Origin of the sequence: Mesorhizobium sp. M8A.F.Ca.ET.207.01.1.1 (assembly GCF_004794715.1) — a bacterium.
Classification (GTDB): domain Bacteria; phylum Pseudomonadota; class Alphaproteobacteria; order Rhizobiales; family Rhizobiaceae; genus Mesorhizobium.
On the sequence record NZ_SRUS01000003.1, the window covers coordinates 1 to 23746 of the forward strand.

A 23746-nucleotide genomic window follows, 5' to 3' on the forward strand; every position below is an offset into this window, starting at 1 on the left:
ATTGACGGTTGTAGCCGGAGGGGCAGCGGGCGACTTCGCCAAGCCTCGGGCCGGATGGCCATCCGGCCCGAGGCTCAGTCGCTTCCATCGCACAAAAATCATCTCGTGCAGATACAAGGGGCGGCGCGAACCTGAAACGATTGTCCTGTGGAGGCTCCAATCTTTGCCCTGGAAGATCAGGCCGCGCCGGCGCCTCCTCCAGCGCCAGCGGCCGGATTGCATCAGCCCAGTTCCACCGTCCGCCCCAGCTCGATGCTCTGTTCGGCCGCGAGCACGATGCGCAGGCTGTTGACCGCCGCGTCCATCTGCTCGGTCAGATCGAGGTCCTCGCGGATGGCGCGCAGGAAGAAAGCCTGCTCGCGGTCGCACAATTCCTGATGGCCGGGCTCGTCCTCCATGCTGACGATATCGTCTGGTTTCTTGAAGTTCTTGTCGCCGTCGACAGCGGCATAGTGGATCTTGAGCGCATCGGTCTTGGTGTGGCGATCGATGTCGGCGGAGTTCGACACTTCAGCGTCGGAAGCGATGCTGGCGGCTTGCCCGGCGACGATCGACACCGCACCCTTCGGCCCGACGACGTCCTTCACGAAATAGGCCGTCTCGCTCATCATCGGCCCCCAGCCGGCTTCATACCAGCCGACCGAGCCGTCGTCGAAGGTGACGTGCAGGTGGCCGTAATTCTGCTTGTCGGCCTCTGCCCACAATTTGGCGCCGATGCCGTGCACGCGGACCGGCTTCGCGCCGGTCAGCTGGCACATGACATCGACATAGTGCACGCCGCAGTCGACGATCGGGATCAGCGAATCGATCAGGTTCTTGTGCCAGTGCCAGGCGCTGCCGCTGCTCTGCTGGTTGAGGTTGAGCCGCATCACCAGCGGCTTGCCCAGCGTCTTGCCGACCTCGATGAATTTGATCCATGAGGGATGGACGCGCAGGATATAGCCGAGCACCAGCTTACGATTTTTCGCCCGCGCGGCGGCCACCACCTTCTCGGCGTCCTCGATGTTGGTGGCGAGCGGCTTTTCCATGAACACATGGCAGTTGGCCGCGATCGCCTTCAGCGCGTATTCGGCATGCGTGTTGGGCCAGCTGTTGATCGAGACGGCGTCCGGCTTGGTCTCCTTCAGCGCCAGGTCGAAATCTTCGTAGAGCGGATAGCCGGCAAGTTCGGCTGGGATCTTGGTGTTGCTCTTGATCGAGCGGCTCATGATGCCGACGATCTGAAAACCCTCGGAGCGGTGATAGGCACTGGCGTGCGACGCACCCATATTGCCGAGACCCACCACCAGCACTTTTACCTTGTCGGCCACTACTGCCTCCCGTTCCTGATTGAATCGTGCGCGGCGCGCTGCCGCCCTTGTTGCTTCGTCCAGAGCAAATCACGCCAGGTTGGCGCCGCCCCTCATTGCCCTGCCGGGCATTTCTCCCCGTATAGTGACGGGGAGAAAGTAGCTGGCCGCAACGTTAGCGATTGGCGAAATCATCGACGCGAGCGCCCCTCTCCCCGTCACTATACGGGGAGAGGATGCCGGCAGGCAGGTGAGGGGCGGCGCCGACTTCGGCAATTGCCGGTGCTACTGCACCGCCGAATCGAACAGATGCGCCTTGATCTTCTCGACATCGAGCGCGGCGAAGCCTTCCGACAGTTTGACGCCGTCGGCGTCGGCCTTCACCTTGGCCTTGTCGAAGTCGTTGGCTGCGGGAATGAGATCGTTGGTGCAGACATCCTCGGCCTTCACCGGATTGGTGATCTGGCCGATCTTGTGGATCTCGTCGAAGAAGCCCTGCCAGCTCGCCATGTCGTGCGAACCCCAGCCGCCGCGCTTGTCCATGTCGCCACGGAAGACGTTGATCTGCTGCAGGATCGAGGTGGTGCCGAGTTCCGGCCCGAGATTCTTGGCCAGCGTCGGGAACTGCTCGAACACCGCCTCGACCGCCGCGCGCGGATTTTGATACCCGAACTCCAGGCCCATCGCCCAACCGCGCAGGTATTTTTCCAGGAACGCTTTCTTGTCGGGATCGGCAAGGTCGGCGGCGCGCACGACGAAGGTGTTCGCCGGCAGCTTGGAGTTCTTCACGCCGAGCCAGTATTCGAAGTCGAGACCCTTGGCGATCCATTCTGCGCGCAAGCCTTCCCATGACAGCGCCGCGTCGCCCTGGCCGCCGGCAAGCGCGGTGCCCCAGGTCGGCCAGCCGGCCTCGACATATTTGACCTTCTTGATGTCGACGCCCTGCGCGGCAAGCAGCGGATCGGTGATCGACTGCCAGGCGGCGGAGCCGAGCAGGATGGTCTTGCCTTCAAGCTTCTTCAGGTCGTTCGAGCCCTCGCCCTTGCGGAAGGCGATGGAGAACGTGTCGCGCGCGCCCATGTGGAACACCGACTTCAGCTTCATGCCGTTCTGGATGGCGAAGGAGAACACGCCGGGCGAGGGAAAGCCCATGTCGGCCTGGCCGACATCGACGAACTTCACGGTTGCCGTGCCGTCGGACGGTCCCGGCTGCATGTCGGTGTCGAGTCCGCCGAAATAGCCGGCTTTCTTGGCCGCCCAGTAGGGATAGTCGTCGAGCACTTCGAGCGTGCCGCGCGGCGAGATCCAGGTGAATTTTCCATAGGCCTCGGCTTTGGCCTTGAGGCCCGACGCGCCTAGCGCGGTCGCCGTCACCAACCCGGCGCCGGTGACCTGCAGGAAGGTACGGCGGCTCATTCCCGCCTTGTGGATGAAATTGTCGTTGGTCATGGCATTCCCCTTTTTGTTTGATGTTGGTCAGTCGCCGTCTCCGGGGCGCGGTCATTGCCCTCTGCTTCAAGCCTCCCAGCTCGCCCATTTCTTGCCGATGAGGAAGAACAGCACGTAGATCAGGATGCCTAGCATCGACAGGATCAGCACCACGGCGAAGAATTGCGGCATCTGGATCATCGACGAATAGGTGGTGAGCCGGTTGCCGAGGCCGAAGCCGCCGCCGACCATCTCGGCGCCGACGGCGGTGAGAAGGCCGAAGATGGCGCCGATCATCAGCCCGACCAGGATCATCGGCAACGCCATCGGCGCGCGGATCTTCCAGAAGATCTGCAAGGTGCTGGCGCCGTAGGATCGTGCCAGCGCGATCTTGGCGCTGTCGACGCGGCGGAAGCCGGTGGCGGCGTTGATCATCACCATCGGCCCGGCTGCCAGCGCCACCGCGATGATACGCGGCGTGTAGCCGAAACCGAAGCGCAGGATCAAAAGCGGCACCAGCGCCAGCATCGGCGTGGTGACGAGCAGCAATATGTAGGGCGCGACGATCTTTTCCGCGAAGGGGAACTGGGTGATGACGGCGGCCAGCACCAGCCCGATCACCGCGCCGATGGCAAAGCCGGACACCAGCTCGACCAGCGTGTAGCCAAGATGCGGCGCGATCAGCGGAAACTCGTCGAACAGCGCATAGCCGATCGAGCTCGGCGGCGGCATGATGTAGAGCGGCACGTGAAACAGCCGCAGCGCCAGTTCGATGCCGCCGATGATGATGACGGCGACGGCGAGGATGGCCGCCACCTCCTTGCCCGACTTGATGCCAGGGCCACTGGCGAAGGCCGAAAGGTTGGTCAGGCTGACATCCTGTCCATCACCTGATTTCGACTTGGAGAATTCGGGAATGGCGTCGCTCACGGCCTGATCCTCACGATCTCGGCACTCGGGCGTTCCGGCGCCTTCGGCCTGGTGCGCTCGCCGACAATGTCCATCTTGATCCGGTTGGTGAGGTCGAAAACCTCCTTCGTCGCCATGATCTCCAGCGAACGCGGCCGCGCGAACGGCACGCGATATTCCTTGGCGACTTTGCCCGGCCGCGCGCTCAGCACCACCACGCGGTCCGAGAGGAAAATCGCTTCCTCGATCGAGTGGGTGATGAAGACGATGGTGGTCTTGGTGTCGAGCCAGATCTCCTCGACCAGCCGGTTCATCTCCTCGCGGGTAAAACTGTCGAGCGCGCCGAACGGCTCGTCCATCAGCAGCACCGAAGGCTTCAGCGCCAGCGCCCGCACGATCGCCGCGCGCTGCTGCATGCCGCCCGAAAGCTCGCGCGGGAACTTGCCGCCGAAACCGTCGAGGCCGACCCGGTTCAGGAGATGCGCGATCCAGGCGCGGTCGGGTTTTTCGCCCTTGATCTCGAAGGGAAAGCGGATGTTGGCGTCGAGATTGCGCCACGGCAGAAGGTTGGCTTCCTGGAACACGATGCCGATATCGGGATGCGGCCCGGTGATCGCCTTGCCGTCGAGCCGGATCTCGCCGCTGGTCAGGCCGTGCAGGCCCGACATCGACCACAGAAGCGTGGTCTTGCCGCAACCCGACGGGCCGACGATCGAGACGATTTCATTGGCCCTGACGTCAAGGCTGCAGCGGTCCAGCGCCAGGAGGTCGCCGGACGCCGTGTGATAGATCTTGGTCGCTGCCTGCACGCCAAGCTTCGGCGTTGTTGCTTCGCCCGCGTTCATCCGCCCCTCGGAGATTGCGTGATGATCCAATAGGTCATCAGACTGCCAGAAATCAGTGTGTAACTATCCTACTTTGCTGTCAAGCGCCGGTGGTGGTAAGCGTATCATCAGAATCTAGGATATGTGTTAGCCGGTTGTTTTTATGATATTTTCTTTGCCTTGAAATCCGTGTTGCTTTCCTACATAGTTAGACAAGCGCACGCGGTGCCGGCCTTGCGGCACGCATCGGTTGCAACAGTGCCGGGCGCATGGAACGACGGCGTGCAAACATGATAAGAGGTCAGGTCGAAAACGGGCTAGGGAAGACCGCCTTCATGACCGAAGCTGCCAGCCATCCGATCGTGGACGAAGGGGGGGCCGGGGACGAGCCTGTCCGGCGCATTCCCGACATCATCTCGCTCGTCAAGGATTCCTACGCGGAATTGCGCCCGGCCGAACGCCGCGTCGCCGATGTCGTGCTCGAAAATGTCAAATACGCGGTCGACGCCTCCAACGCCGCCCTTGCGCAGCGCGCCGGCGTCAGCGAGCCGACGGTGACCCGGTTCTGCCGCGCCATCGGCTGCGAGGGTGTGCGCGACTTCAAGCTGAAGCTGGCACAGAGCCTCGTCGTCGGCGCGCTCTATCTGGACACCTCGCCGGCCAGGGAGGGCGATACCGGCATGCCGTTCTGGAACGCCGTGTTCGGCGAAGCGCGCCGGGCACTGCAGGAGGCCGAGCGGCAACTCGATCCGGGTGAGCTGGAAAAGGCGGCCGAGCTGATCGCCCGGGCCCGCCAAGTCACCGTGTTCGGGCTCGGCGGCAGCTCTTCGGCGCTGGCGCAGGAGACCCAGTATCGGCTGTTTCGCTATGGCATCTCGATCAGCGCCCAATGCGATCCCTATCTGATGCGCATGACCGCCTCGACGCTGAAGCCTGGCGACCTGGTGATCGCCATCTCGGCGACCGGGCGCACGCGCGAAGTGATCGAGGCCGTCGAACTCGCCAAGCACTACCGCGCCAACGGGATCGCCGTGACGGCGCCCGACACCGAGCTCGCCCGCGCCTGCGACGTCAGGCTGACGGTCGCCGTGCCCGAATATCCCGACACGCTGAAGCCGACCGCCTCGCGCTATGCCTTCCTGGCAATGATCGACCTTTTGGCGGTGGCCTCGGCCTACAAGCTCGACGGCTCCGCCCGCGAGACGGTCCGCCGCATCAAGTACAACGCCCAGATCCACCGCACGGGCAAGGAAATGGAGCCGCTCGGAGATTGATGAGGCGTTCTTCCTTCTCCCCTTGTGGGAGAAGGTGTCGCCGAAGGCGACGGATGAGGGGTGTTCCAGCTTGGCACCGACGGCACCCCGTGGCGCACCCCTCATCCGTCTCGGCGCTGCGCGCCGATCCACCTTCTCCCACAAGGGGAGAAGGAAGAAGAAAGAGGGAAGACATGCTCGAAATGGCACCGACGAAACAGGCAGCCGCATGGCTCGCATCCCTGGCGCAGGCGCTCGCAGCCGGCGATGTGACCGCCGCAAGCAACCTCTTCGTCGACGATTGCTACTGGCGCGACCTGCTGACCTTCACCTGGAACGTCACCACCATGGAAGGCCGCGAGGCCATTATCGCCATGCTCAAGTCAACGCTGGCGACCACCAAGCCAACGGCATGGCGGATCACCGGCGAAGCGACCTCGGATGAAGGCACCATCGAAGCCTGGTTCACCTTCGAAACGGCTGTGGCCACGGGACAAGGCATCATGAGGCTACGCGACGGCCGCTGCCGCACCCTGTTCACGGCGATGACCGACCTCAGGGGGTTCGAGGAGCGCAAGGGACCGGCGCGGCCGCTCGGCGTACGCCACAAGGCCGACCCCCAGCGCGAGACTTGGTCGGAGGCGCGGGCACGCGAGACGCGCGAGCTCGGCGTCTCGGAGCAGCCCTATTGCCTGGTCATCGGCGGCGGCCAGGGCGGCATCATGCTCGGCGCACGGCTGCGTCAGCTCGGCGTGCCCACCATTATTATCGAGAAGAATGCAAGGCCGGGCGATTCCTGGCGCAACCGCTATCGCACCCTCGTGCTGCACGATCCGGTCTGGTACGACCATCTGCCTTACATTCCCTTCCCCGACAACTGGCCCGTCTTCACGCCCAAGGACAAGATGGGCGACTGGCTGGAGATGTACACGCGCGTCATGGAGCTGAATTACTGGGTCGCCACCAGGTGCCTCAGCGCCAGTTACGACGAGGCGGAGAAAGAATGGACCGTGGTGGTCGATCGCGTCGGCCAGCGCATCACGCTGAAGCCGAAGCATATCGTCTTTGCCACCGGCGCCTATGGTCCGCCGCGCAAGATCGAGCTGCCCGGCGCGGACCAGTTCAAGGGCGAGCTGCTGCATTCCAGCCAGTATGCCAGTGGCGAGAAATTCCGCGGCAAAAAGGTCGCCGTCATCGGCGCGGCCAGCTCCGGGCACGACGTCTGCGTCGATCTCTGGGAGAGCGGCGCCGACGTCACCATGATCCAGCGCTCGCCGACCACCGTGGTCAAGTCGGACACGCTGATGCAGGTCGGCTTCGAAATCTTCTCCGAGGATGCGCTGGCGCGCGGCATCACCACCGAAAAGGCCGACATGATCGTCGCCTCGACGCCGTTCGCGCTGGTGCCCAAGGGCCAGCGCGCGCTCTACGACGTCATCCGCGCGCGCGACGCCGCCTTCTATGAACGGCTCGCCGCCTCCGGCTTCGCGCTGGATTTCGGCGACGACGAGACCGGCCTGCTGATGAAGGCCTACCGCACGGGCTCGGGCTATTACATCGACGTCGGCGCTTCGGACCTGATCATCGACGGCAAGGTCGGCATCCGCAGCGGCGTCGCCATCAAATCACTGACGCCGAAAGGCATCCAGTTCGAGGACGGCAGCGAACTCGAGGCCGACGCCATCGTCGCCTGCACCGGCTACCAGTCGATGAACGAGAATGTGGCGGCGCTTGTCTCGCGCGAGGTCGCCGACAAGGTCGGCCCCTGCTGGGGCCTCGGCTCCGGCGTCAAGGGCGACCCCGGCCCCTGGCAAGGCGAATTGCGCAACATGTGGAAACCGACCGCACAGGAAGCCCTATGGTTCCACGGCGGCAATCTGGCCCTGTCGCGGTTTTATTCGAAGTATGTCGCGCTGCAGATCAAGGCGCGGATGGAAGGGATCGATACGCCGGTTTATGGCAAGCCTAGTAACGCTAGGCAGTGAAGCTGCTGATCTCCCCCCTCGTGGGGGAGATGGCCGGCAGGCCAGAGGGGGGCGCTGTCCCGCCGGCCTCTCAGCCGATTGCAATTGCGCTTGGCACAGGTTCTTTGCAGGTCGCAGGATGGCCAGGGTTTGCGTTCCTTCGCGCCCCCCTCTGCCCTGCCGGGCATCTCCCCACGAGGGGGGAGATTGGCTGATCATTCATGCCGGTGCCCGAAATGCCGGGCCGCCACCTCGACATGCGTATGTCGCGCATGCGCCGCGAAACGCTCGGTCTCGCCGACATCGTTGACCGCTTCGTTCGGCCACCAGGTGCCGCCGATGACGATGCCTTCCGATACCAGCCGCTGATCGGCGGTGAGCGAGGCGCCAACCGCATCGACGAAGGTGAAGCGGCCTGGGCGTTGCCGCAGCACGGCGACGTCGCCGACGGTACCGACCGCCAGCGTGCCGAGGTCCGGCCGGGCGATCGCCCGCGCCGGCGCTTGCGTCGCCGCGCGCAAGACCTCGGCCACCGGCATGCCGAGCGCCATCAGCTTCGACATGCAGACCAGAATGTCGAAGGCCGGCCCGTCGACGCAGTAGAGATGCACGTCGCTCGAAATGACGTCGGGCGCCAGCCCTTCGGCCAGCATCGCGCGCGCGACGTCGAAGTCGAACGAGCCCATGCCGTGGCCGAGATCGAAGATGACGCCGCGCTCGCGCGCCAGCCGCATGTCGGGCCGCACCATGCCGGAAGCGAAGACCGGCGCGTTGGGAAACGGCCGGAAGCAATGGGTGAGGATGTCGCCCCGGCGCAGGCGCGGCAGCACTTCGGAGCGGCCGGGTGGCGGCTCATCTATATGCGCCATCAGCGGCAGTCCGGCTTTGTCGGCGGCCTCCAGCGCCAGATCCACCGGCGCGATGCCGCTGGTGCCGCCTGCATGCTTGCCGGAGCGGACCTTGACGCCGACCACGACGTCGGCGTGCTCGCGCGCCGCGGCCACCACCTCGCGCGGCTCGCAAAGCCGGAGATCGCTGCATTCGCCGACCGACACCGTCTGCGAAAAGCCGAAAATGCCGGCAAAGGAAATGTTGACATAGGCCAGGATGCGCACCTTCGAGCGCTCCATGACATGGCGGCGGAAGCCGAGAAAATTGCCCGCACCGGCGCTGCCGGCATCGATGAAGGTGGTGGTTCCGCTTTTCGCGGCGAGCCGGTCGGCATCGACGCCGAGCGAGGTGCCGCCCCAATAGACGTGGCTGTGCAGGTCGACGAGGCCGGGCGCGACGATGCAACCGGTCGCATCGACCACCTGCGCGGCGCTGGTCACGGGGATGTCGGCGTCGACCGCGGCGACTCGGCCATTGGCGATGGCGACATCGCGCGGCGCGTCGATGCCGGACGCCGGATCGATCAGCCGTCCGCCCTTCAGCAGGAGGTCGAATTGCATGGAGATGCCTCCGCCTTGTTACTTCGTCTTTCAGGCCGGCCTGTACGCGACGGCCTCGACCTCGATCTTGATGTCGATCATCAGCCGCGATTCGACCGTCGTGCGCGCCGGCGGATTTTTGGGAAAATGCCTGGCATAGACCGCGTTGAAGGCGCCGAAATCGCGCGCGTCTTCCAGCCAGACAGTGGTCTTGACCACGTCGTCCATCGTGCAGCCGGCCAGCGCCAGCGCGGCCTTGACGTTGGCGAGCACCTGCTCGGTCTGTTCCGTGATGCCACCCTTGACCACGATGCCGTCGCCGCCGACCGGAACCTGGCCCGAGATAAAGACGAAATCGCCGGCCCGCACGGCGGGCGACAGCGGCACGTGGGACGTTCCAAAAGTCTGCTTGGGCACGGGATGGCTCCTCCGATGACGCGGCGAGGCACCGAGGCGGCCCCCGCTTTGGGGGGAGATTTACCGCGATCGGGGCGATCCCGATAGGGGGCTTGTTGGAAAGCAACATTCTTCGAAATCCGTGTTGCTTTATTACAGAAGCGCTTGCATCGTACGCGATTGCCGGACGGGCTCGACGCCACGACGGACAGGCGCCCTTGCGAGACGGAGACCCCGACAATGACCTTCGACAAGAACCCGTTTCCTTCAGGCGACGCCGACCGCCACGCGCTGTGGGAGATGCTGGTGCGGCGCGACATCGACGCCTTCATCGGCCAGGACTGGTCCATGGTCGAGAACGACTTCGTCGCCGAGAGCTTCTTTGGCATGCACGCGCATTTCCTGGCCAACGCCGATGCCTGGCGGCTGCAATTTCCCAGGCTGGAAATCTATCGCGACGAGTGGCTGCGCCAGGCCAAGGAGACGGCGGCGACCAAATTCGCCGAGCCGCTGCGCGAGGCGCTGTTTCGCGTCACCAATCTGCGCGACATCGATGTCGACGGCGACCGCGCCGTGCTGCACAAGAAGTTCGACGGCAGCGTCGCCAAGGCAGACGGCAGCGTCGACCGGCTGAAATGGCAGACGCTGTATTTTTGCCGGAAGGTCGGGGCGAACTGGAAGATATCAGGCTTCGTCGGCTACATGCCCTATCCGCTGGGCGGCTAGCCGATCAGTAAAGCGTGACGAAGGCCGGGAACATCACGCCGGTCTCCCGCAAATACTCGATAAGCTCGATGGCCGGGAAGATGGCGAGGAAATAGAGTCCGTCAAAGAAGGTGCGCCGCAGCGCGCGCGTCGAGAACTGCAGCTCGTCATTGTCGCGGTAGAGCAGCGGGTTCGGCCAGAACCGGGGCGTCGCCTTGATATAGGCTGTATAGGCCGCGCCGAACTTGCCCAGGAGATATTCGGCTTCCTTGCGCGCCGTGACGCGGAAGATGAGGAAGCTGGCAACGCCAAGGGCGGCGGCGGCCACCAGCGAGCCGTAGAGCAGGCCGATGCCGACCGCGCCGACCGTCGAGAAGAAGTAGAGCGGGTTCTGGCTCATCGAGAACGGTCCCGTCGAAACCAGCTCCTCATTCTTCTTGCCGCCGACATAGAGGATGCTCCACAGCCGGCCGACGACGCAGATCAGCACCAGGCAGAAGCCGACCAGTTCGAGCGTTTCGTGCCCATCCGAGCCTTCGCTGAGCGCCGGTTTGGTCAGGAACAGGAGCAGCACCGCCAGCGCCGCCGCGATGCGGATGAAAATCAGCCGCTTGCGCTGATCGAAAGCCTTCGAAACCGGCTTGAGGGAGGCGTAGGTCATTCGGGTTTTCCTGGGGCGCTCCGTGCGAGCCCGGCCACTGGGGCACGCCATTGATGGCGGATACAAGGCGCTCGCCCTCTATCAGCGCACCGCGAGGCTTTCGTAAAGGCCTTTTGCGTCAACGACAGCGATCCTTACGAATTTGTATGCCAGCGGACAGGCTGGGGTGAAGCCGTTTGCCTATTGTCCGGATGCCGGATCGCCACCGCAACCATCGACATCGGGATATCTGCCATGCTCGCGCTTCCCACCGCACCAAACCAAAACAGGGTTCCCGACGTCACTCTCGATTTCTGGCTGATCAAGCTGATGGCCGTCACCATGGGCGAGACGGCGGCCGACTATCTCGCCGTCAACCTCGGTCTTGGGCTGACCGTCACCTCGCTGATCATGACCGGCGTCCTGATCGTCGCCCTTGCCGTCCAGTTCGCGCAGAAGCGCTACGTGCCCTGGGCCTACTGGCTGGCGGTGGTGCTGATCAGCGTCGTCGGCACGCTGATCACCGACAATCTCGTCGACACTTTCGGCGTGCGCCTGCAGACCACCACGATTGCCTTTTCCGTGGTGCTCGCGGCGACGTTCGCGGTCTGGTACGCAGCCGAACGGACGCTGTCGATCCACACCATCTTCACGACCCGGCGCGAGATCTTCTACTGGCTGGCGATCCTCTTCACCTTCTCGCTCGGCACCGCCGCCGGCGATCTGGTCGCCGAGAGCTTCGACATGGGCTATCTGACCACGGGCCTGCTGTTCGGCGGCGTCATCGCGCTCATCGCTGTCGCCTACTATCTGCTCCGTCTGGACGGCATCCTGGCCTTCTGGCTCGCCTACATCCTGACGCGGCCGCTTGGCGCGTCCTTCGGCGATTGGCTGTCGCAGCCCGTTGAATATGGCGGCCTCGGCTTCGGCACCACCTTCACCAGCCTGGCCTTCCTCGGCTGCATCGTCGCCCTGATTCTCTACATGACGCTGAGAAAGAATGCCGACGAGCTCGACGAGATGTTGCTGGACTCGGATTGAACCCAGGCGGCGAGCGCCGCGGGATCGGCCAGCTTCACCGCGGTCCTAGGAACCAACCCGTGCCGGTGATAGCCTGCCCCCGACATCGGCAATCAACCGGAACAGCAATGCGACTTCTTCTTGTCGAGGACGACCAAAGGACGGCCGATTACGTCGTCAGGGGGCTGACCGAGGCCGGCCATGTCTGCGACCTCCTGCGCGACGGTCATGACGCGCTTTTCGCGGCAACCAGCGGCGGCTACGACGTGATCATTGCCGACCGGATGATCCCGGGTCTCGATGGCCTGTCGATGGTCAAGGCGGTCCGTGCCGCGGGCGTGCGCACGCCGGCGATCTTCCTCACCTCCGTCGGCGGCATCGACGACCGCGTCGAGGGCCTCGAGGCCGGCGGCGACGACTATCTGGTCAAGCCCTTCGCCTTTTCCGAGCTGCTCGCCCGCATCAATGCGCTCGGCCGGCGGCCGGCGGCGCAGGAGCAGAAGACGGTGTTGAAGGTTGCCGACCTGGAGATGGACCTCATCATGCGGCGCGTCGTCAGGCAAGGCCAGCCGATCGACCTGCAGCCGAGGGAGTTCAGCCTGCTGGAGGTGCTGATGCGCGGCGAGGGCCGCGTCATCACCCGCACCATGCTTCTGGAGCGCGTCTGGGATTTTCATTTCGATCCCAAGACCAGTGTCGTCGAAACCCATATCAGCCGGTTGCGGGCCAAGGTCGACAAGCCGTTCGAAACCCAGCTCATCCATACCATCCGCAACACCGGCTACAGTCTGCACGCGCCGCTTTCCGCATGACGGAGGCATGGACCCGCCTGCTGCGCAGCACGCCGTTCCGGCTCGCCCTGACGTTCGCCTTCCTGTTCATGCTGGCCTTCGTGCTGGCGGGCGCGATCGTCTACCAGATGATGAGCGCCGATCTCGCCGAGCAGCTTGACGACACCATCAAGGAAACCTACGCCGTCATCGCCTCAGCCTATGCCGACAACGATCCCAAGGAGCTGGTCGAGATCGTGGAGAGCCACGCCACGCTCAGCCCGAAGAAGGAGCAGCTGTTTTCGCTGACCGACTCGGCCGGTAACCGCCTGGCCGGCAACTTCACCGCGGCCGGGCTTCCCGACGGCTTCTCGATGTTCGGCGCCGAGATGCCTGGCCTGCCCGCTGGGACCGAATATCGCGCCTACTCCGGTTCGGTCGGCGCCGACACCTTGACCGTCGCCTTCAGCCTCTCCGAGACGGAGGAGCTGGAAACGATCATGCTGATGAGCTTCGGCTGGGCGACCCTGATCATCACCGGCCTGGCCGTCACCGGCGGCGCCCTGCTCGCCTCGCGCGTCCAGCGCCGTCTCGACGGCATTGCCGCCACGATGGTTGACGTCTCGCATGGCCGGCTGGACACCCGCATCCCGCTGACCGGCAAGGACGACGACATCGACATCGTGTCCAGCCAGGTCAATGACGCGCTCGACCGCCTGTCGGCGCTGGTCGAAGGCATGAAGCAGGTCAGCGCCGATATCGCGCATGATTTGAAGACGCCGCTCAACCGGCTGCAGATGATCCTGGAGAGCGCCGCCGACAAGGCCGCGCGGCGCCAGGACGTCTCCGACGATCTGGCCGACGCGCGTTCCGAAGGCCACCAGATCAACGAGACTTTCGATGCGCTGTTGCGGATCGCGCAGATCGAAGCCGGCGCGCGCAAGGCGCGCTTCACCGATGTCGATCTCGGCGAGATCCTGCGGACCATCGCCGAGATCTACACCGACGTGGCCGAGGATGACGGGAAGGTGCTGTCGCCCACGCAGCTGAACGAAATGGTGGACCGGGTCCATGGCGACCGGGAACTGTTGACGCAGATGTTCGCCAATCTGGTCGAGAACGCGCTGCGCCATTGCCCTCCCGGCACGACCATCAAACTGACGGTGACGCGCCGGGGCGAGCGTGTCCTTGCCAGCGTCGCCGACAATGGCCCCGGTATTCCTCCGGGCGAGCGCAAAAAAGTGTTTCAGCGGCTCTACCGGCTGGATCACAGCCGGTCGACGCCCGGCAGCGGCCTTGGCCTCAGCCTCGTCCGGGCCATCGCCGATCTGCACGGCGCGACCATCGCGCTTGAGGACCGTAAGCCCGGCCTCGCCGTGGTGGTGAGTTTTCCCGTAGCTACGGCTTAGCCGACAAATTGCCGGTGCTGGCCAGGCCAGCTTGGGTTCCTCGCCCCCGCTTTGGCTACGCTATGAACACATCTTCTGTGACTGGCGTGATCGGCCCGAGGCTTGATTGCCACGTGGTTCCCCCAATCCGTCGCTGCTTCGCAGCGCCACATTTCCCCCCTCCGGAGGGAAAGGAAGGGAGCGTTGCTGGACGCGCGTTGACGGCTAAAAAGGCCTGGCGCCTTTCCTCTCCCCCGTCGATCGGGGGAGAGGTGGCTCGGCGAAGCCGAGACGGAGTGGGGGTCGACCAGCGCAGCATAGGACAATGCATGCGCCAAGCTGCCATGCACGCTATCGCCAAAGACCAGCCGCTGGAAATGTGCGCATGCTTAGCGCCTCTGGCGGGAGCGAGGAGCCCGAGTCCTGAGTACTCACCTGTCGATCCGCGTCGACAGGATGATCGATGACGCGGTCCGCTCGACCCCGTCCATGGCGCCGATCTGGTCGAGCAGTGTGTCGAGGTCGCGGATCGACGGCGCGTCGACGATGACGATCATGTCGAAATTGCCACTGACCGAGTGCAGCGTCCTGACCGGTGGCAGCGCCTGCAGGGCGCGCACCACTTTGTCGGCGAGCTTGGGCGTGACGGTGAGCAGCACATGTGCCCTGACCAGCCCCTGCTCATAGTCCGGCGCCAGCCTGACGCCATAGCCCGTGATAATGCCGCGCTGCTCCAGCCGCTCGATCCGGCTTTGCACCGTCGTGCGCGACACGCCGAGTTGCCGCGCCAGTTCGGCCGTCGAGGCGCGCGCGTTGGCGCGCAGCAGCGAAAGCAGGGCCTGTTCGGCGTCACTGAGCATTTCGACGAATCCTTTCGGCAAATAGATAAAAGTTAGGGTTCACTTTGCAGAATTCCACGCTTCCTTTCGACAGGCAAGCTGCGATGATCCCGGCAAACGCGCATCGCAGGGGAATTTAGACCATGAACAAAGTCGTTATCGTCGGGGCCGGCAAGATCGGCTCGACCATCGCCGAAATGCTTGCTGAAACGGGCGACTACCAGGTCACCCTCGTCGACCGCTCGGCGGCGCAGCTCACTGCTGCCGAAGTGCCCGCCGGCGTCGAGACGCTCGAACTCGACATCGCCGCGGTCGGTGCGCTTGAAGCGGCGCTCGCCGGCAAGTTCGCGGTGCTGAGCGCCGCCCCCTTCCATCTCACCACTCGCATCGCCGAGGCGGCGGCCAGCGCCGGCGTGCATTATCTCGACCTCACCGAGGATGTCGTCTCGACCAGGCGCGTCAAGGAACTGGCCCGGACGGCCAAGAGCGCCTTCATCCCGCAATGCGGGCTGGCGCCAGGCTTCATCTCGATCGTCGCCAACGACCTCGCCAGCCGCTTCGACACGCTGGAAAGCGTGCGCATGCGCGTCGGCGCGCTGCCGCAATACCCGTCCAACGCGCTGAACTACAATTTGACCTGGAGCACCGACGGCGTCATCAACGAATATTGCGAGCCTTGCGAGGCGATCGTCGAAGGCGAACTGGTCGAGGTGCCGCCGCTGGAAGAGCGCGAGGAGTTCTCGCTCGACGGCGTCACCTACGAGGCCTTCAACACCTCCGGCGGGCTCGGCACCTTGGCCGAGACGCTGAAGGGCAAGGTGCGCACGCTGAACTACCGCACCATCCGCTATCCCGGCCATGCCGCGATCATGAAGGCGCTGCTCAACGATCTCGGCCTGCGCCATCGCCGCGACGTGTTGAAGGACATTTTCGAAAGTGCTTTGCCGGCGACGCTGCAGGACGTGGTCATCGTCTTCGTCACCGTCAGTGGCCGCAGACAAGGCCGTCTGCTGCAGGAGACCTACGCCAACAAGATCTACTCCAGGCGCGTCGGCCAGACGGTGCGCAGCGCCATCCAGATCACCACGGCTTCCGGAATCTGCGCCGTGCTCGACATGCTGGCCGACGGCTCGCTGCCGGCGACCGGCTTCGTCAAGCAGGAGGAGATCGCGCTCGACGCCTTCCTCGCAAACCGCTTCGGCCGCGCCTATGCCCAGCACGATATGGTAAGCCGGCTGGCGGGGTGAAGAGCGCCAGCCTTTCTCCCTTCTCCCCCTTGTGGGAGAAGGTGGATCGGCGCGCAGCGCCGAGACGGATGAGGGGTGTTCCAGCGGAGTGAGGCGTTGGTGTTCCCTGGAGCACCCCTCATCCGACCTCGCTTCGCGAGGCCACCTTCTCCCACAAGGGGAGAAGGAAAGACCAACGCCGCGCTCAAATATGCAGAGCGTGCCCCAGCGCCTTCAGCGCCGCTTCCTGGAACCCTTCGCCCTGCGTCGGATGGGCATGGATCGTTCCGGCGATGTCCTCCAGCCGCGCTCCCATTTCCAGCGCCAGCCCAAAGGCCGCCGACAGTTCCGAAACGCCCTGGCCGACCGCCTGGATGCCGAGCACCAGGTGATTGTCGGCGCGCGCCACGACGCGGACGAACCCGTCTTCGCCGAGCTTGGTCATCGCGCGGCCATTGGCGGCGAAGGGGAACAGGCCGATCTTGATCTCGCCGCCGAGAGCTTTGGCCTCTTCGGGCGACAGGCCCGCCGTCACCAGCTCGGGATCGGTGAAGCAGACGGCGGGGATCGAGCGCTTGTCCCAGCTGCGCTTGTGGCCGGCGACGATCTCGGCAACCATCTCGCCTTGCGCCATTGCCCGGTGCGCCAGCATCGGCTCGCCGGTGACGTCGCCGATGGCGAAGATGCCGCGCATCGAGGTGCGGCACTGGTCGTCGATCCTGATGAATTTTCCGGCCCTGTCGAGATCGATCTGCTCGAGCCCCCAGCCCTCGGTCACCGGCTTGCGGCCGACCGTCACCAGGATCTTGTCCGCGGCGACCTTGCCGCTCTTGCCGTCGGATGTCTCGACCAGCAACGCGTCGCCCTTCGTCGACAGGCCCTTGGCCTTGGCGCCTGTCATCACTTCGACGCCGAGCGCGGCGAGCCGTTTGACCACGGGCCGGGTCAGTTCCGCATCATACTGCGCCAGCACGCGCGGCAGGGCTTCGACCACGGTCACCTCTGCGCCCATCTTGGCGAAGGCCATGCCGAGCTCCAGCCCGATATAGCCGCCACCGACGACCGCGAGCTTCTTCGGCACTTCGCTCAACGCCAGGGCCTCGGTGGATGAGATCACCGGCCCGCCAAAGGGAAGAAAAGGCAGTTCGACCGGCGCCGAGCCCGTCGCGATGACGATCGCCTCGGCCCGGATCACCTGGCTTCCCGTCTCGGTTTCGACCTCGACGGTCTTGCCGTCGCGGAAGGTCGCCCAGCCCTGCACGGTCTTCACCCCGGCCTTCTTGAGCAGGCCGGCAACGCCACTGTTGAGCCGGCTGACGATCCCGTCCTTCCAGGCGACGGTCCTGGCGAGATCGAGCACCGGTGCCGTCACCGAAATGCCGAGCGGGCTGTTGCCGCCGGCCATATGCGAGACCTTCTCGAACTCCTCCGCCGCGTGGATCAGGGCCTTTGAGGGGATGCAGCCGACATTGAGGCAGGTGCCGCCGGGCTTGCCGGCTTCGACGATGACCGTATCGACGCCAAGCTGGCCGGCACGAATGGCTGAGATATAGCCGCCGGGACCGGCGCCGATGACGAGCAGCTTGCAGGAGATTTCTTTCATGATGTGACCCTTCGATCCGAGGGAATGCTCCGTCGAGATCCTTCACGCCCCCCTCTGTCCTGCCGGACATCTCCCCCACGAGGGGGGAGATTGGCAGCTTCGTCGCTTCGCTCATTCTTGCGACGATGGAGATTGGCGAAACCCGGCGTGGCGTCCAATCTCCCCCCTTGTGGGGGAGATGCCTGGCAAGGCAGAGGGGGGCGCTGTCCCGCAGTCATCTCGGTCATTCCGCCGCCCCTCTAATTGACGAAAATCAGCGCCGGCGTTTCCAGCAGCGCCTTGATCCGCTGCACGAACACCGCCGCGTCCCAGCCGTCGATGACGCGGTGGTCGAAGCTCGACGACAGGTTCATCATCTTGCGCGGGATGAACTGCGTGCCGTCCCACACGGGCCGCACCATCATCTTGTTGACGCCGATGATCGCGACCTCCGGATGATTGATGACCGGCGTGGTCGCCACGCCGCCCATGGCGCCGAGCGAGGTGATGGTGATGGTCGACCCGGACAGCTCGTCACGGGTCGCCGTGCCCGACTTGGCCGCCTCGGCCAGCCTGGCGACCTCGGCGCCGCAATCCCAGATGTCGCGCGCCTCGGCATGCTTGACGACAGGCACCACCAGCCCCGACGGCGTCTGCGCGGCGATGCCGATATGGATGCCGCCATGCTGGTGGATGATGCCGGCCTCGTCGTCGAACAGCGAATTGAGTTGGGGCTGGTCAGCGATCGCCTTGACCATCGCCCGCATCAGGAACGGCAGCAGCGTCAGCTTGGGCCTCTCCGCGCCTCCCTTGGCCGGGCGCTTTTCCTTGTTGAGCGCGGCGCGCAGTTCCTCCAGCGCCGTGACGTCGATCTCCTCGACATAGGTGATGTGCGGGATGCGCGACTTGGACAGCGTCATCTTCTCGGCGATCTTGCGCCTGAGCCCGACCAGTTTGATGTCTTCGACCGCGTCGTTGCGGGCGAGACCCGATGTCTTGGCCAGTTGCGGCCCGCGCGCCAGGAACGCCTCGATGTCTTCGTGGCCGATGCGGCCGGCCGGGCCGCTGCCTGCGACTTGCCTGAGATCGAGGCCGGCCTCTTTCGCCCGCAAACGGACGGCTGGCGACGCCAGCGGCTTTTCGCCTTCCGGGCGCGGCGCGCCGGCCGAGACCCGTGCAGTGGTCTTCGCAGCAGGCGGTGCGGGTTTAACCTGTGCCTCGGCGGGCTTTGCCACCTTGGGCGACGGTGCGGTTTCGGGTTTTGGGCTCGGTAGCTTGGCGGGCGCTTCGGCCTCGGCGGTTGGCTCCGCTTCTTTGCCGGCGGCCTTCACATTGCCCTCGCCCGCCACCTTCAACCGCACGATGGGCGAACCGATCGCCACCGTGTCGCCGATCTCGGCGCCCAGCCACAGGATTTCGCCATCGACCGGCGACGGGATTTCGACCGTCGCCTTGTCGGTCATGACGGCGGCAAGCACCGTGTCCTCGCGCACGATGTCGCCGATCTTCACATGCCATTCGACGAGTTCGGCCTCAGCGACGCCCTCGCCGACATCGGGCAGCTTGATGATGTGTTCGCCCATCTCAGGCCTCCCTAAGCTTCCAATGTTTCGATGAGGGCACGGCCGACGCGGGCGGGTCCCGGAAAATACTCCCACTCCTGCGCGTGCGGATAGGGCGTGTCCCAGCCGGCGACGCGGGCCACCGGCGCCTCCAGATGGTAGAAGCAATTTTCCTGCACCAGCGCCGAGAGTTCGGCGCCGAAACCGGAGGTCAGCGTCGCCTCATGCACGATGACGCAACGTCCGGTCTTCTTCACCGAGGCCACGATGGTGTCGAGATCGAGCGGCAGCAGCGTCCGGAGATCGATGATCTCGGCATCGATGCCGGTTTCCGCGGCCGCCGCCTGGGCGACATAGACCATGGTGCCGTAGGCGAGCACCGTGACAGCCGTACCCGCCCTGCGGATCGCCGCCTTGCCGAGCGGCACGGTATAATGGCCGTCGGCGACCTCGCCGAGCTCGTGCTTCGACCATGGCGTCACCGGTCGGTCGTGATGGCCGTCGAACGGACCGTTGTAGAGCCGCTTCGGCTCGAGGAAGATCACCGGGTCGGGGTCCTCGATCGCCGCGATCAGCAGGCCCTTGGCGTCATGCGGATTGGACGGCACCACCGTCTTCAGGCCCGACACATGGGTGAACAGCGCTTCCGGGCTCTGGCTGTGCGTCTGGCCGCCGAAAATGCCGCCGCCCGTCGGCATGCGCACCACGATCGGGCAGGTGAAGTCGCCATTGGAGCGGTAGCGCAGCCTTGCGGCTTCCTGCGTCAGCTGGTCGTAGGCCGGATACATGTAGTCGGCAAACTGAATTTCCACGCACGGCTTCAGGCCATAGGCGGCCATGCCGATGGCCGAGCCGACAATACCGGATTCGTTGATCGGCGCGTCGAAGCAGCGGCTCTTGCCGTACTTGGCCTGCAGCCCGTGCGTGACGCGAAAGACGCCGCCGAAGAAGCCGACATCCTCGCCGAACACGACGACTTTGCTGTCGCGCTCCATCGACACGTCCATGGCGTCGCGAATGGCCTCGATCATGGTCCGCCTTGGCATGGCTCAGACTCCCGCCTGCTGGCGTTGGCGTCTGAGATGCGGCGGCATCTCGGCAAACACACCTTCGAACATCTCGCGCGTCGACGGCTTGCCGCCGGCATGCAGCGTGCCGTGGCTTTCCGCCTCCTTCTGCGCCGCGATGACCGTGTCGAGGATTTCGGCCTCGGCCTGCGCGTGCCGCTCGTCCGACCAGACGCCGAGCTTGATGAGATGGTTCTTCAGCCGCATGACCGGGTCGCCGAGCGGCCAGGCGTCGGACTCGGTCTTCGGCCGGTAGGCGGAGGGATCGTCCGAACTGGAATGGGCGCCGGCGCGGTAGGTGACGTATTCGACCAGCGTCGGCCCGAGATTGCTGCGAGCCCGCTCGGCAGCCCATTTGGCCACCGCATGGACGGCGAGATAGTCATTGCCGTCGACGCGCAGCGACGGGATGCCGAAGCCGAGGCCTCGGGCCGCGAAGGTGCCCGAGCCACCGCGCGCGATGCCCTGGAAGGTCGAGATCGCCCACTGGTTGTTGACGACGTTGAGCACCACCGGCGCCTTGTAGGTGGAGGCGAACACCAGCGCCGAATGGAAATCCGACTCGGCCGTCGAGCCGTCGCCGATCCAGGCCGCCGCGATGCGCGAATCATTCGAGATCGCCGAGGCCATCGCCCAGCCGACCGCCTGGATATACTGCGTCGCCAGATTGCCGGAGATGGAGAAGAAGCCGTGCTCCTTCGACGAATACATGATCGGCAGCTGCCGGCCCTTCAGCGGGTCGGCCTCGTTGGAATAGATCTGGTTCATCATCGTGACCATCGGATAGCCGTCGGCGATCAGCAGTCCGGCCTGCCGATAGGTCGGAAAATTCATGTCGCCGGGCGCCAGCGCCTTGCGGAAGGCGCAGCTCACCGCTTCTTCACCGAGATTCTGCATGTAGAAGGACGTCTTGCCTTGCCTCTGCGCCATCTGCATGCGCGCATCGAAGGTCCGCAGCGTCATCATGTTGCGCAGGCCTTGCAGCAATTCCTCGCTGGAAAGCAGCCCGGCCCACGGCCCGACCGCCTCGCCATCGCGGTTGAGCACGCGGATGATCGAGAAGGCCATGTCGCGGATGGTGCGTGGATCGACATCGATGTCGGGGCGCGGCACCGAGCCGGCCCCGGCGATGGTCACGTTGGAGAAATCAGGCGTGCCGCCCGGCCGCACTTCCGGCTCCGGAACGTGGAACCGCAACATCCCAGCATCGGCCATGACCTCAGATCCTCCAATGTTGCCTGGGTGCGGATATTTGCACATCCGTGCATCCAGGCCAGTGCGAATTCGCCTGGCAAGCCCTTCAGCTATCGGTTCGGCCACGCCGGCCGATCCGGCCTCCCGCGCTCAAGATGAAGATATGTCCGCGAAATTTCTTGTCGATGTTGAGCGGCGGCACGCAATTTGGCGAATGGTTGCGGGCAGGTTGCCGCAAGAGGAGGTATTTTTAGGAGGCGGGGCCAGAAGCGACCTTCCTTCTCCCCTTGTGGGAGAAGGGAAAGAGCGCTCGGTGCGGATCGCCGTTCACTCCCTCCCCGCATCATGCTAACCACCCTCCATGGCACAGAAGAAAGCTTTCGAGGTCGATGGTTGGCTGGCGCGGCCTGATCCGCGTATCTCGATCGTCCTGCTTTATGGCCCCGATCGCGGCCTGGTCTCGGAGCGAGCGAAGGCCTTTGCCGGGAAGACCGGCTTGCCGCTCGACGATCCGTTCTCGGTGGTCAGGCTTGAGGGTTCGGAGGTCGACCGCGACGAGGGCCGCCTGCTCGACGAGGCCCGCACCGTGCCGATGTTTTCCGACCGGCGGCTGCTCTGGGTGCGCAACGCCACCGGACAAAAGGCGCTGGCCGACGACGTCAAGGCACTGACGGCGGAGCCGGCGAGGGATGCCATCATCCTGATCGAGGCCGGCGACTTGAAGAAAGGCGTCGGGCTGCGCGCCGTGGTCGAGGGCGCCGACAACGCCATGGCTTTGCCCTGCTACGCCGACGAGGCCCGCGACATCGACACCGTCATCGACGACGAGCTGCGCAAGGCCGGCATGTCGATGACGCTGGAGGCGAGGCAAGCGCTGCGCCGCAATCTCGGCGGCGACCGGCTGGCCTCGCGCGGCGAGATCGAAAAGCTCGCCCTCTACGCCCACGGCCAGAAAGAAATCGGGCTGGAAGAGGTGCGAGCCATGTCCGGCGACGTGTCCGGCGCCTCGTTCGACGACGCCGTCGACGCGCTGCTCGAAGGCAAGGTCGGCGACTTCGACACCGCCTTCACCCGCCATTGCCAGGGTGGCGGCCCGCCTTTCCTGGTGCTGTCCTCGGCGATGCGGCAGTTACAGCAGATCCAGGTCATGCGCGGCCAGATGGAGACCGGCGGCCGCAACGCCGCTTCCGTCGTCGCCGCCGCCCGCCCGCCGGTCTTTTTCTCCAGGCGCAAGCTGGTGGAAAAGACGCTGGAGCGCTGGAACAGCGAAGCGCTCGGCCGCGCGCTGAGCCGCCTGCAGTCAGCCGTGCTGCAGACGCGGCGCCGGCCGGACCTGTCGGTGGCGCTGGCTCGGCAGGCGCTGCTGGGGATCGCGGTGGAAAGCGCGCGGCTGGCGCAAAGGTAGCAGAGCGATCTCCCCTTTTCGGTGCCGAGCGCTGGTTAATTCATGCTCATGGCGCCCACCGGCTGAAAGGTTGGCAGCGCCTGTGGAAAGACCAGCACCGCCGCGCCATAAAGGAGCAGAGCGACACCCGACATCTTTGCGATCCGATCTCCTGCCGGAAGGGTCTTTTCCGCAAGGACCAGCAAGGTGACCACGGCCATTGCGGCGACGTTCATGATCCCGAGAGGAAAGAGGGCGAGAAACAAGAGCCAGCAGCAGCCCAGGCAGAAAAGTCCGTGCTCCAGGCCCATGCGAACCGCGCCCCAGTAACCGTCGCGCCATGAGGTCAGGATGAAGCCGATCGGCGTGCGGCATTTGGCCAGACACAGATCTTTCAGCGGGGAGAGTTGATAGGCGCCGGCAACCATCAGCAGCGCGCCGCCGATGCGCGCGGCCGTCGCCGTGGACAATCCCACATGTCCGGCAAGCATCTCCGCACCCGCCGCGCCGGCAAAGGCGATAACGCCCATCACGCCCCAAACCAGCATGTACCCGGCCACGAACACCCAGCTCGAGACAAAGGTCTCGCCGCGGCCCCGTTTGCCGGCCTGGACCGTGTGAAAGGTCAGGATCATGGGCGCGGCCGTCGGAAACATCATGGCAATCATCATGATCATCCAGACGGCAAGGAACAGCGGCGCCCTCATGCCCATGGTGAGTGAGTACATTTCCACGCGCATGTCCGCGTCCATGCCCATCTGCTGCCAGATAAGCAGGATCCACGCCGCCGCCGCGATGGAGATTAGCAGCGCGAGAATGATGTATCGCTGGAACGTCGGCGCCATCGACAAGTACGTTTCCGTACAATGCGGCCAG

Annotated in this window: 21 protein-coding genes; 8 read left to right on the forward strand and 13 right to left on the reverse strand. The window is 64.9% G+C overall.

All coding sequences use genetic code 11. The features are described 5' to 3' along the window. Positions 1-221: 221 nt before the first annotated feature. The 4 genes from EN850_RS08610 to EN850_RS08630 all read right to left on the reverse strand — a co-directional run bounded on the left by EN850_RS08610 (position 222) and on the right by EN850_RS08630 (position 4471). Positions 222-1310, reverse strand: a complete 1089-nt coding sequence (locus tag EN850_RS08610; protein ID WP_136091012.1) for a Gfo/Idh/MocA family oxidoreductase — start codon at positions 1308-1310, stop codon at positions 222-224. 264 nt (positions 1311-1574) lie between these two features. After that, entirely contained in the window at positions 1575-2738 is a 1164-nt protein-coding gene (locus EN850_RS08620) for an ABC transporter substrate-binding protein (RefSeq protein WP_136091013.1), read from the reverse strand. A 66-nt stretch (positions 2739-2804) separates the two neighbouring features. Next, entirely contained in the window at positions 2805-3647 is an 843-nt protein-coding gene (locus tag EN850_RS08625; RefSeq protein WP_127278611.1) for an ABC transporter permease, read from the reverse strand. Then, on the reverse strand, positions 3644-4471 hold the full coding sequence (locus tag EN850_RS08630) for an ABC transporter ATP-binding protein (RefSeq protein ID WP_136091014.1): 828 nt from the start codon (positions 4469-4471) through the stop codon (positions 3644-3646). The genes EN850_RS08625 and EN850_RS08630 overlap by 4 nt, the downstream gene beginning before the upstream one ends. Before the next feature lie 314 nt (positions 4472-4785). Between EN850_RS08630 and EN850_RS08635 the strand changes: the two genes are divergently transcribed. Together EN850_RS08635 and EN850_RS08640 are read left to right on the forward strand one after the other, a co-directional pair. Next, complete coding sequence (locus tag EN850_RS08635; protein ID WP_135930040.1) at positions 4786-5724, forward strand: MurR/RpiR family transcriptional regulator; 939 nt, start codon at positions 4786-4788, stop codon at positions 5722-5724. Positions 5725-5897: 173 nt separating this feature from the next. Then, the gene (locus EN850_RS08640) at positions 5898-7688 is read left to right on the forward strand and encodes an NAD(P)/FAD-dependent oxidoreductase (protein WP_136091338.1); all 1791 of its coding nucleotides are present in this window, start codon (positions 5898-5900) and stop codon (positions 7686-7688) included. Positions 7689-7882: 194 nt separating this feature from the next. On the opposite strand, the gene EN850_RS08645 is transcribed toward EN850_RS08640, so the two are convergent. Then, entirely contained in the window at positions 7883-9118 is a 1236-nt protein-coding gene (locus tag EN850_RS08645) for an amidohydrolase/deacetylase family metallohydrolase (RefSeq protein ID WP_127873602.1), read from the reverse strand. Positions 9119-9148: 30 nt separating this feature from the next. Further along, a complete protein-coding gene (locus EN850_RS08650; RefSeq protein ID WP_127873603.1) occupies positions 9149-9514 on the reverse strand; it encodes a RidA family protein in 366 nt (121 codons plus the stop codon). A gap of 219 nt (positions 9515-9733) precedes the next feature. Here EN850_RS08650 and EN850_RS08655 point away from each other — a divergent pair, with 219 nt between their 5' ends. After that, positions 9734-10219: a hypothetical protein gene (locus EN850_RS08655; RefSeq protein WP_127873604.1), complete on the forward strand. Its 486-nt coding sequence runs from the start codon at positions 9734-9736 to the stop codon at positions 10217-10219. Positions 10220-10223: 4 nt separating this feature from the next. Here the strand turns inward: EN850_RS08655 and EN850_RS08660 are convergent, their stop codons facing one another. Beyond that, positions 10224-10859, reverse strand: a complete 636-nt coding sequence (locus tag EN850_RS08660; protein ID WP_127278164.1) for an isoprenylcysteine carboxylmethyltransferase family protein — start codon at positions 10857-10859, stop codon at positions 10224-10226. Positions 10860-11093: 234 nt separating this feature from the next. Between EN850_RS08660 and EN850_RS08665 the strand changes: the two genes are divergently transcribed. The 3 genes from EN850_RS08665 (at position 11094) to EN850_RS08675 (ending at position 14037) form a co-directional block, all read left to right on the forward strand. Further along, positions 11094-11879 carry a hypothetical protein gene (locus EN850_RS08665; protein WP_136091015.1) on the forward strand — a complete coding sequence of 262 codons (786 nt, stop codon included), beginning with the start codon at positions 11094-11096 and terminating at the stop codon, positions 11877-11879. Positions 11880-11986: 107 nt separating this feature from the next. Continuing rightward, the gene (locus EN850_RS08670; RefSeq protein WP_127873606.1) at positions 11987-12670 is read left to right on the forward strand and encodes a winged helix-turn-helix domain-containing protein; all 684 of its coding nucleotides are present in this window, start codon (positions 11987-11989) and stop codon (positions 12668-12670) included. Further along, positions 12667-14037: an ATP-binding protein gene (locus EN850_RS08675; RefSeq protein ID WP_136091016.1), complete on the forward strand. Its 1371-nt coding sequence runs from the start codon at positions 12667-12669 to the stop codon at positions 14035-14037. Before EN850_RS08670 ends, EN850_RS08675 begins: the two co-directional genes overlap by 4 nt. A 410-nt stretch (positions 14038-14447) precedes the next feature. Here the strand turns inward: EN850_RS08675 and EN850_RS08680 are convergent, their stop codons facing one another. After that, positions 14448-14876, reverse strand: coding sequence for an Lrp/AsnC family transcriptional regulator (locus tag EN850_RS08680; RefSeq protein WP_135931035.1), 429 nt, complete (start codon positions 14874-14876; stop codon positions 14448-14450). A gap of 122 nt (positions 14877-14998) precedes the next feature. Here EN850_RS08680 and EN850_RS08685 point away from each other — a divergent pair, with 122 nt between their 5' ends. After that, positions 14999-16102 (forward strand): saccharopine dehydrogenase family protein, encoded by a 1104-nt coding sequence (locus tag EN850_RS08685; RefSeq protein ID WP_136091017.1) that lies wholly within the window; start codon positions 14999-15001, stop codon positions 16100-16102. Between the two features lie 184 nt (positions 16103-16286). Here EN850_RS08685 and lpdA read toward each other — a convergent pair whose 3' ends face one another. The 4 genes from lpdA to EN850_RS08710 form a co-directional block, all read right to left on the reverse strand. Beyond that, positions 16287-17684 (reverse strand): dihydrolipoyl dehydrogenase, encoded by a 1398-nt coding sequence (gene lpdA, locus EN850_RS08690; RefSeq protein WP_136091018.1) that lies wholly within the window; start codon positions 17682-17684, stop codon positions 16287-16289. Between the two features lie 239 nt (positions 17685-17923). Then, positions 17924-19246 (reverse strand): dihydrolipoamide acetyltransferase family protein, encoded by a 1323-nt coding sequence (locus tag EN850_RS08700; protein ID WP_136091019.1) that lies wholly within the window; start codon positions 19244-19246, stop codon positions 17924-17926. 11 nt (positions 19247-19257) lie between these two features. Then, complete coding sequence (locus EN850_RS08705; protein ID WP_136091020.1) at positions 19258-20271, reverse strand: alpha-ketoacid dehydrogenase subunit beta; 1014 nt, start codon at positions 20269-20271, stop codon at positions 19258-19260. Between the two features lie 3 nt (positions 20272-20274). Beyond that, a complete protein-coding gene (locus EN850_RS08710; protein WP_136091021.1) occupies positions 20275-21507 on the reverse strand; it encodes a 3-methyl-2-oxobutanoate dehydrogenase (2-methylpropanoyl-transferring) subunit alpha in 1233 nt (410 codons plus the stop codon). 340 nt (positions 21508-21847) lie between these two features. On the opposite strand from EN850_RS08710, the gene holA reads away from it, so the two are divergent. Then, complete coding sequence (gene holA, locus EN850_RS08715) at positions 21848-22891, forward strand: DNA polymerase III subunit delta (RefSeq protein WP_136091022.1); 1044 nt, start codon at positions 21848-21850, stop codon at positions 22889-22891. Positions 22892-22926: 35 nt separating this feature from the next. Here holA and EN850_RS08720 read toward each other — a convergent pair whose 3' ends face one another. Continuing rightward, positions 22927-23715: a DUF2182 domain-containing protein gene (locus tag EN850_RS08720; protein ID WP_136091023.1), complete on the reverse strand. Its 789-nt coding sequence runs from the start codon at positions 23713-23715 to the stop codon at positions 22927-22929. Positions 23716-23746: the final 31 nt, after the last annotated feature.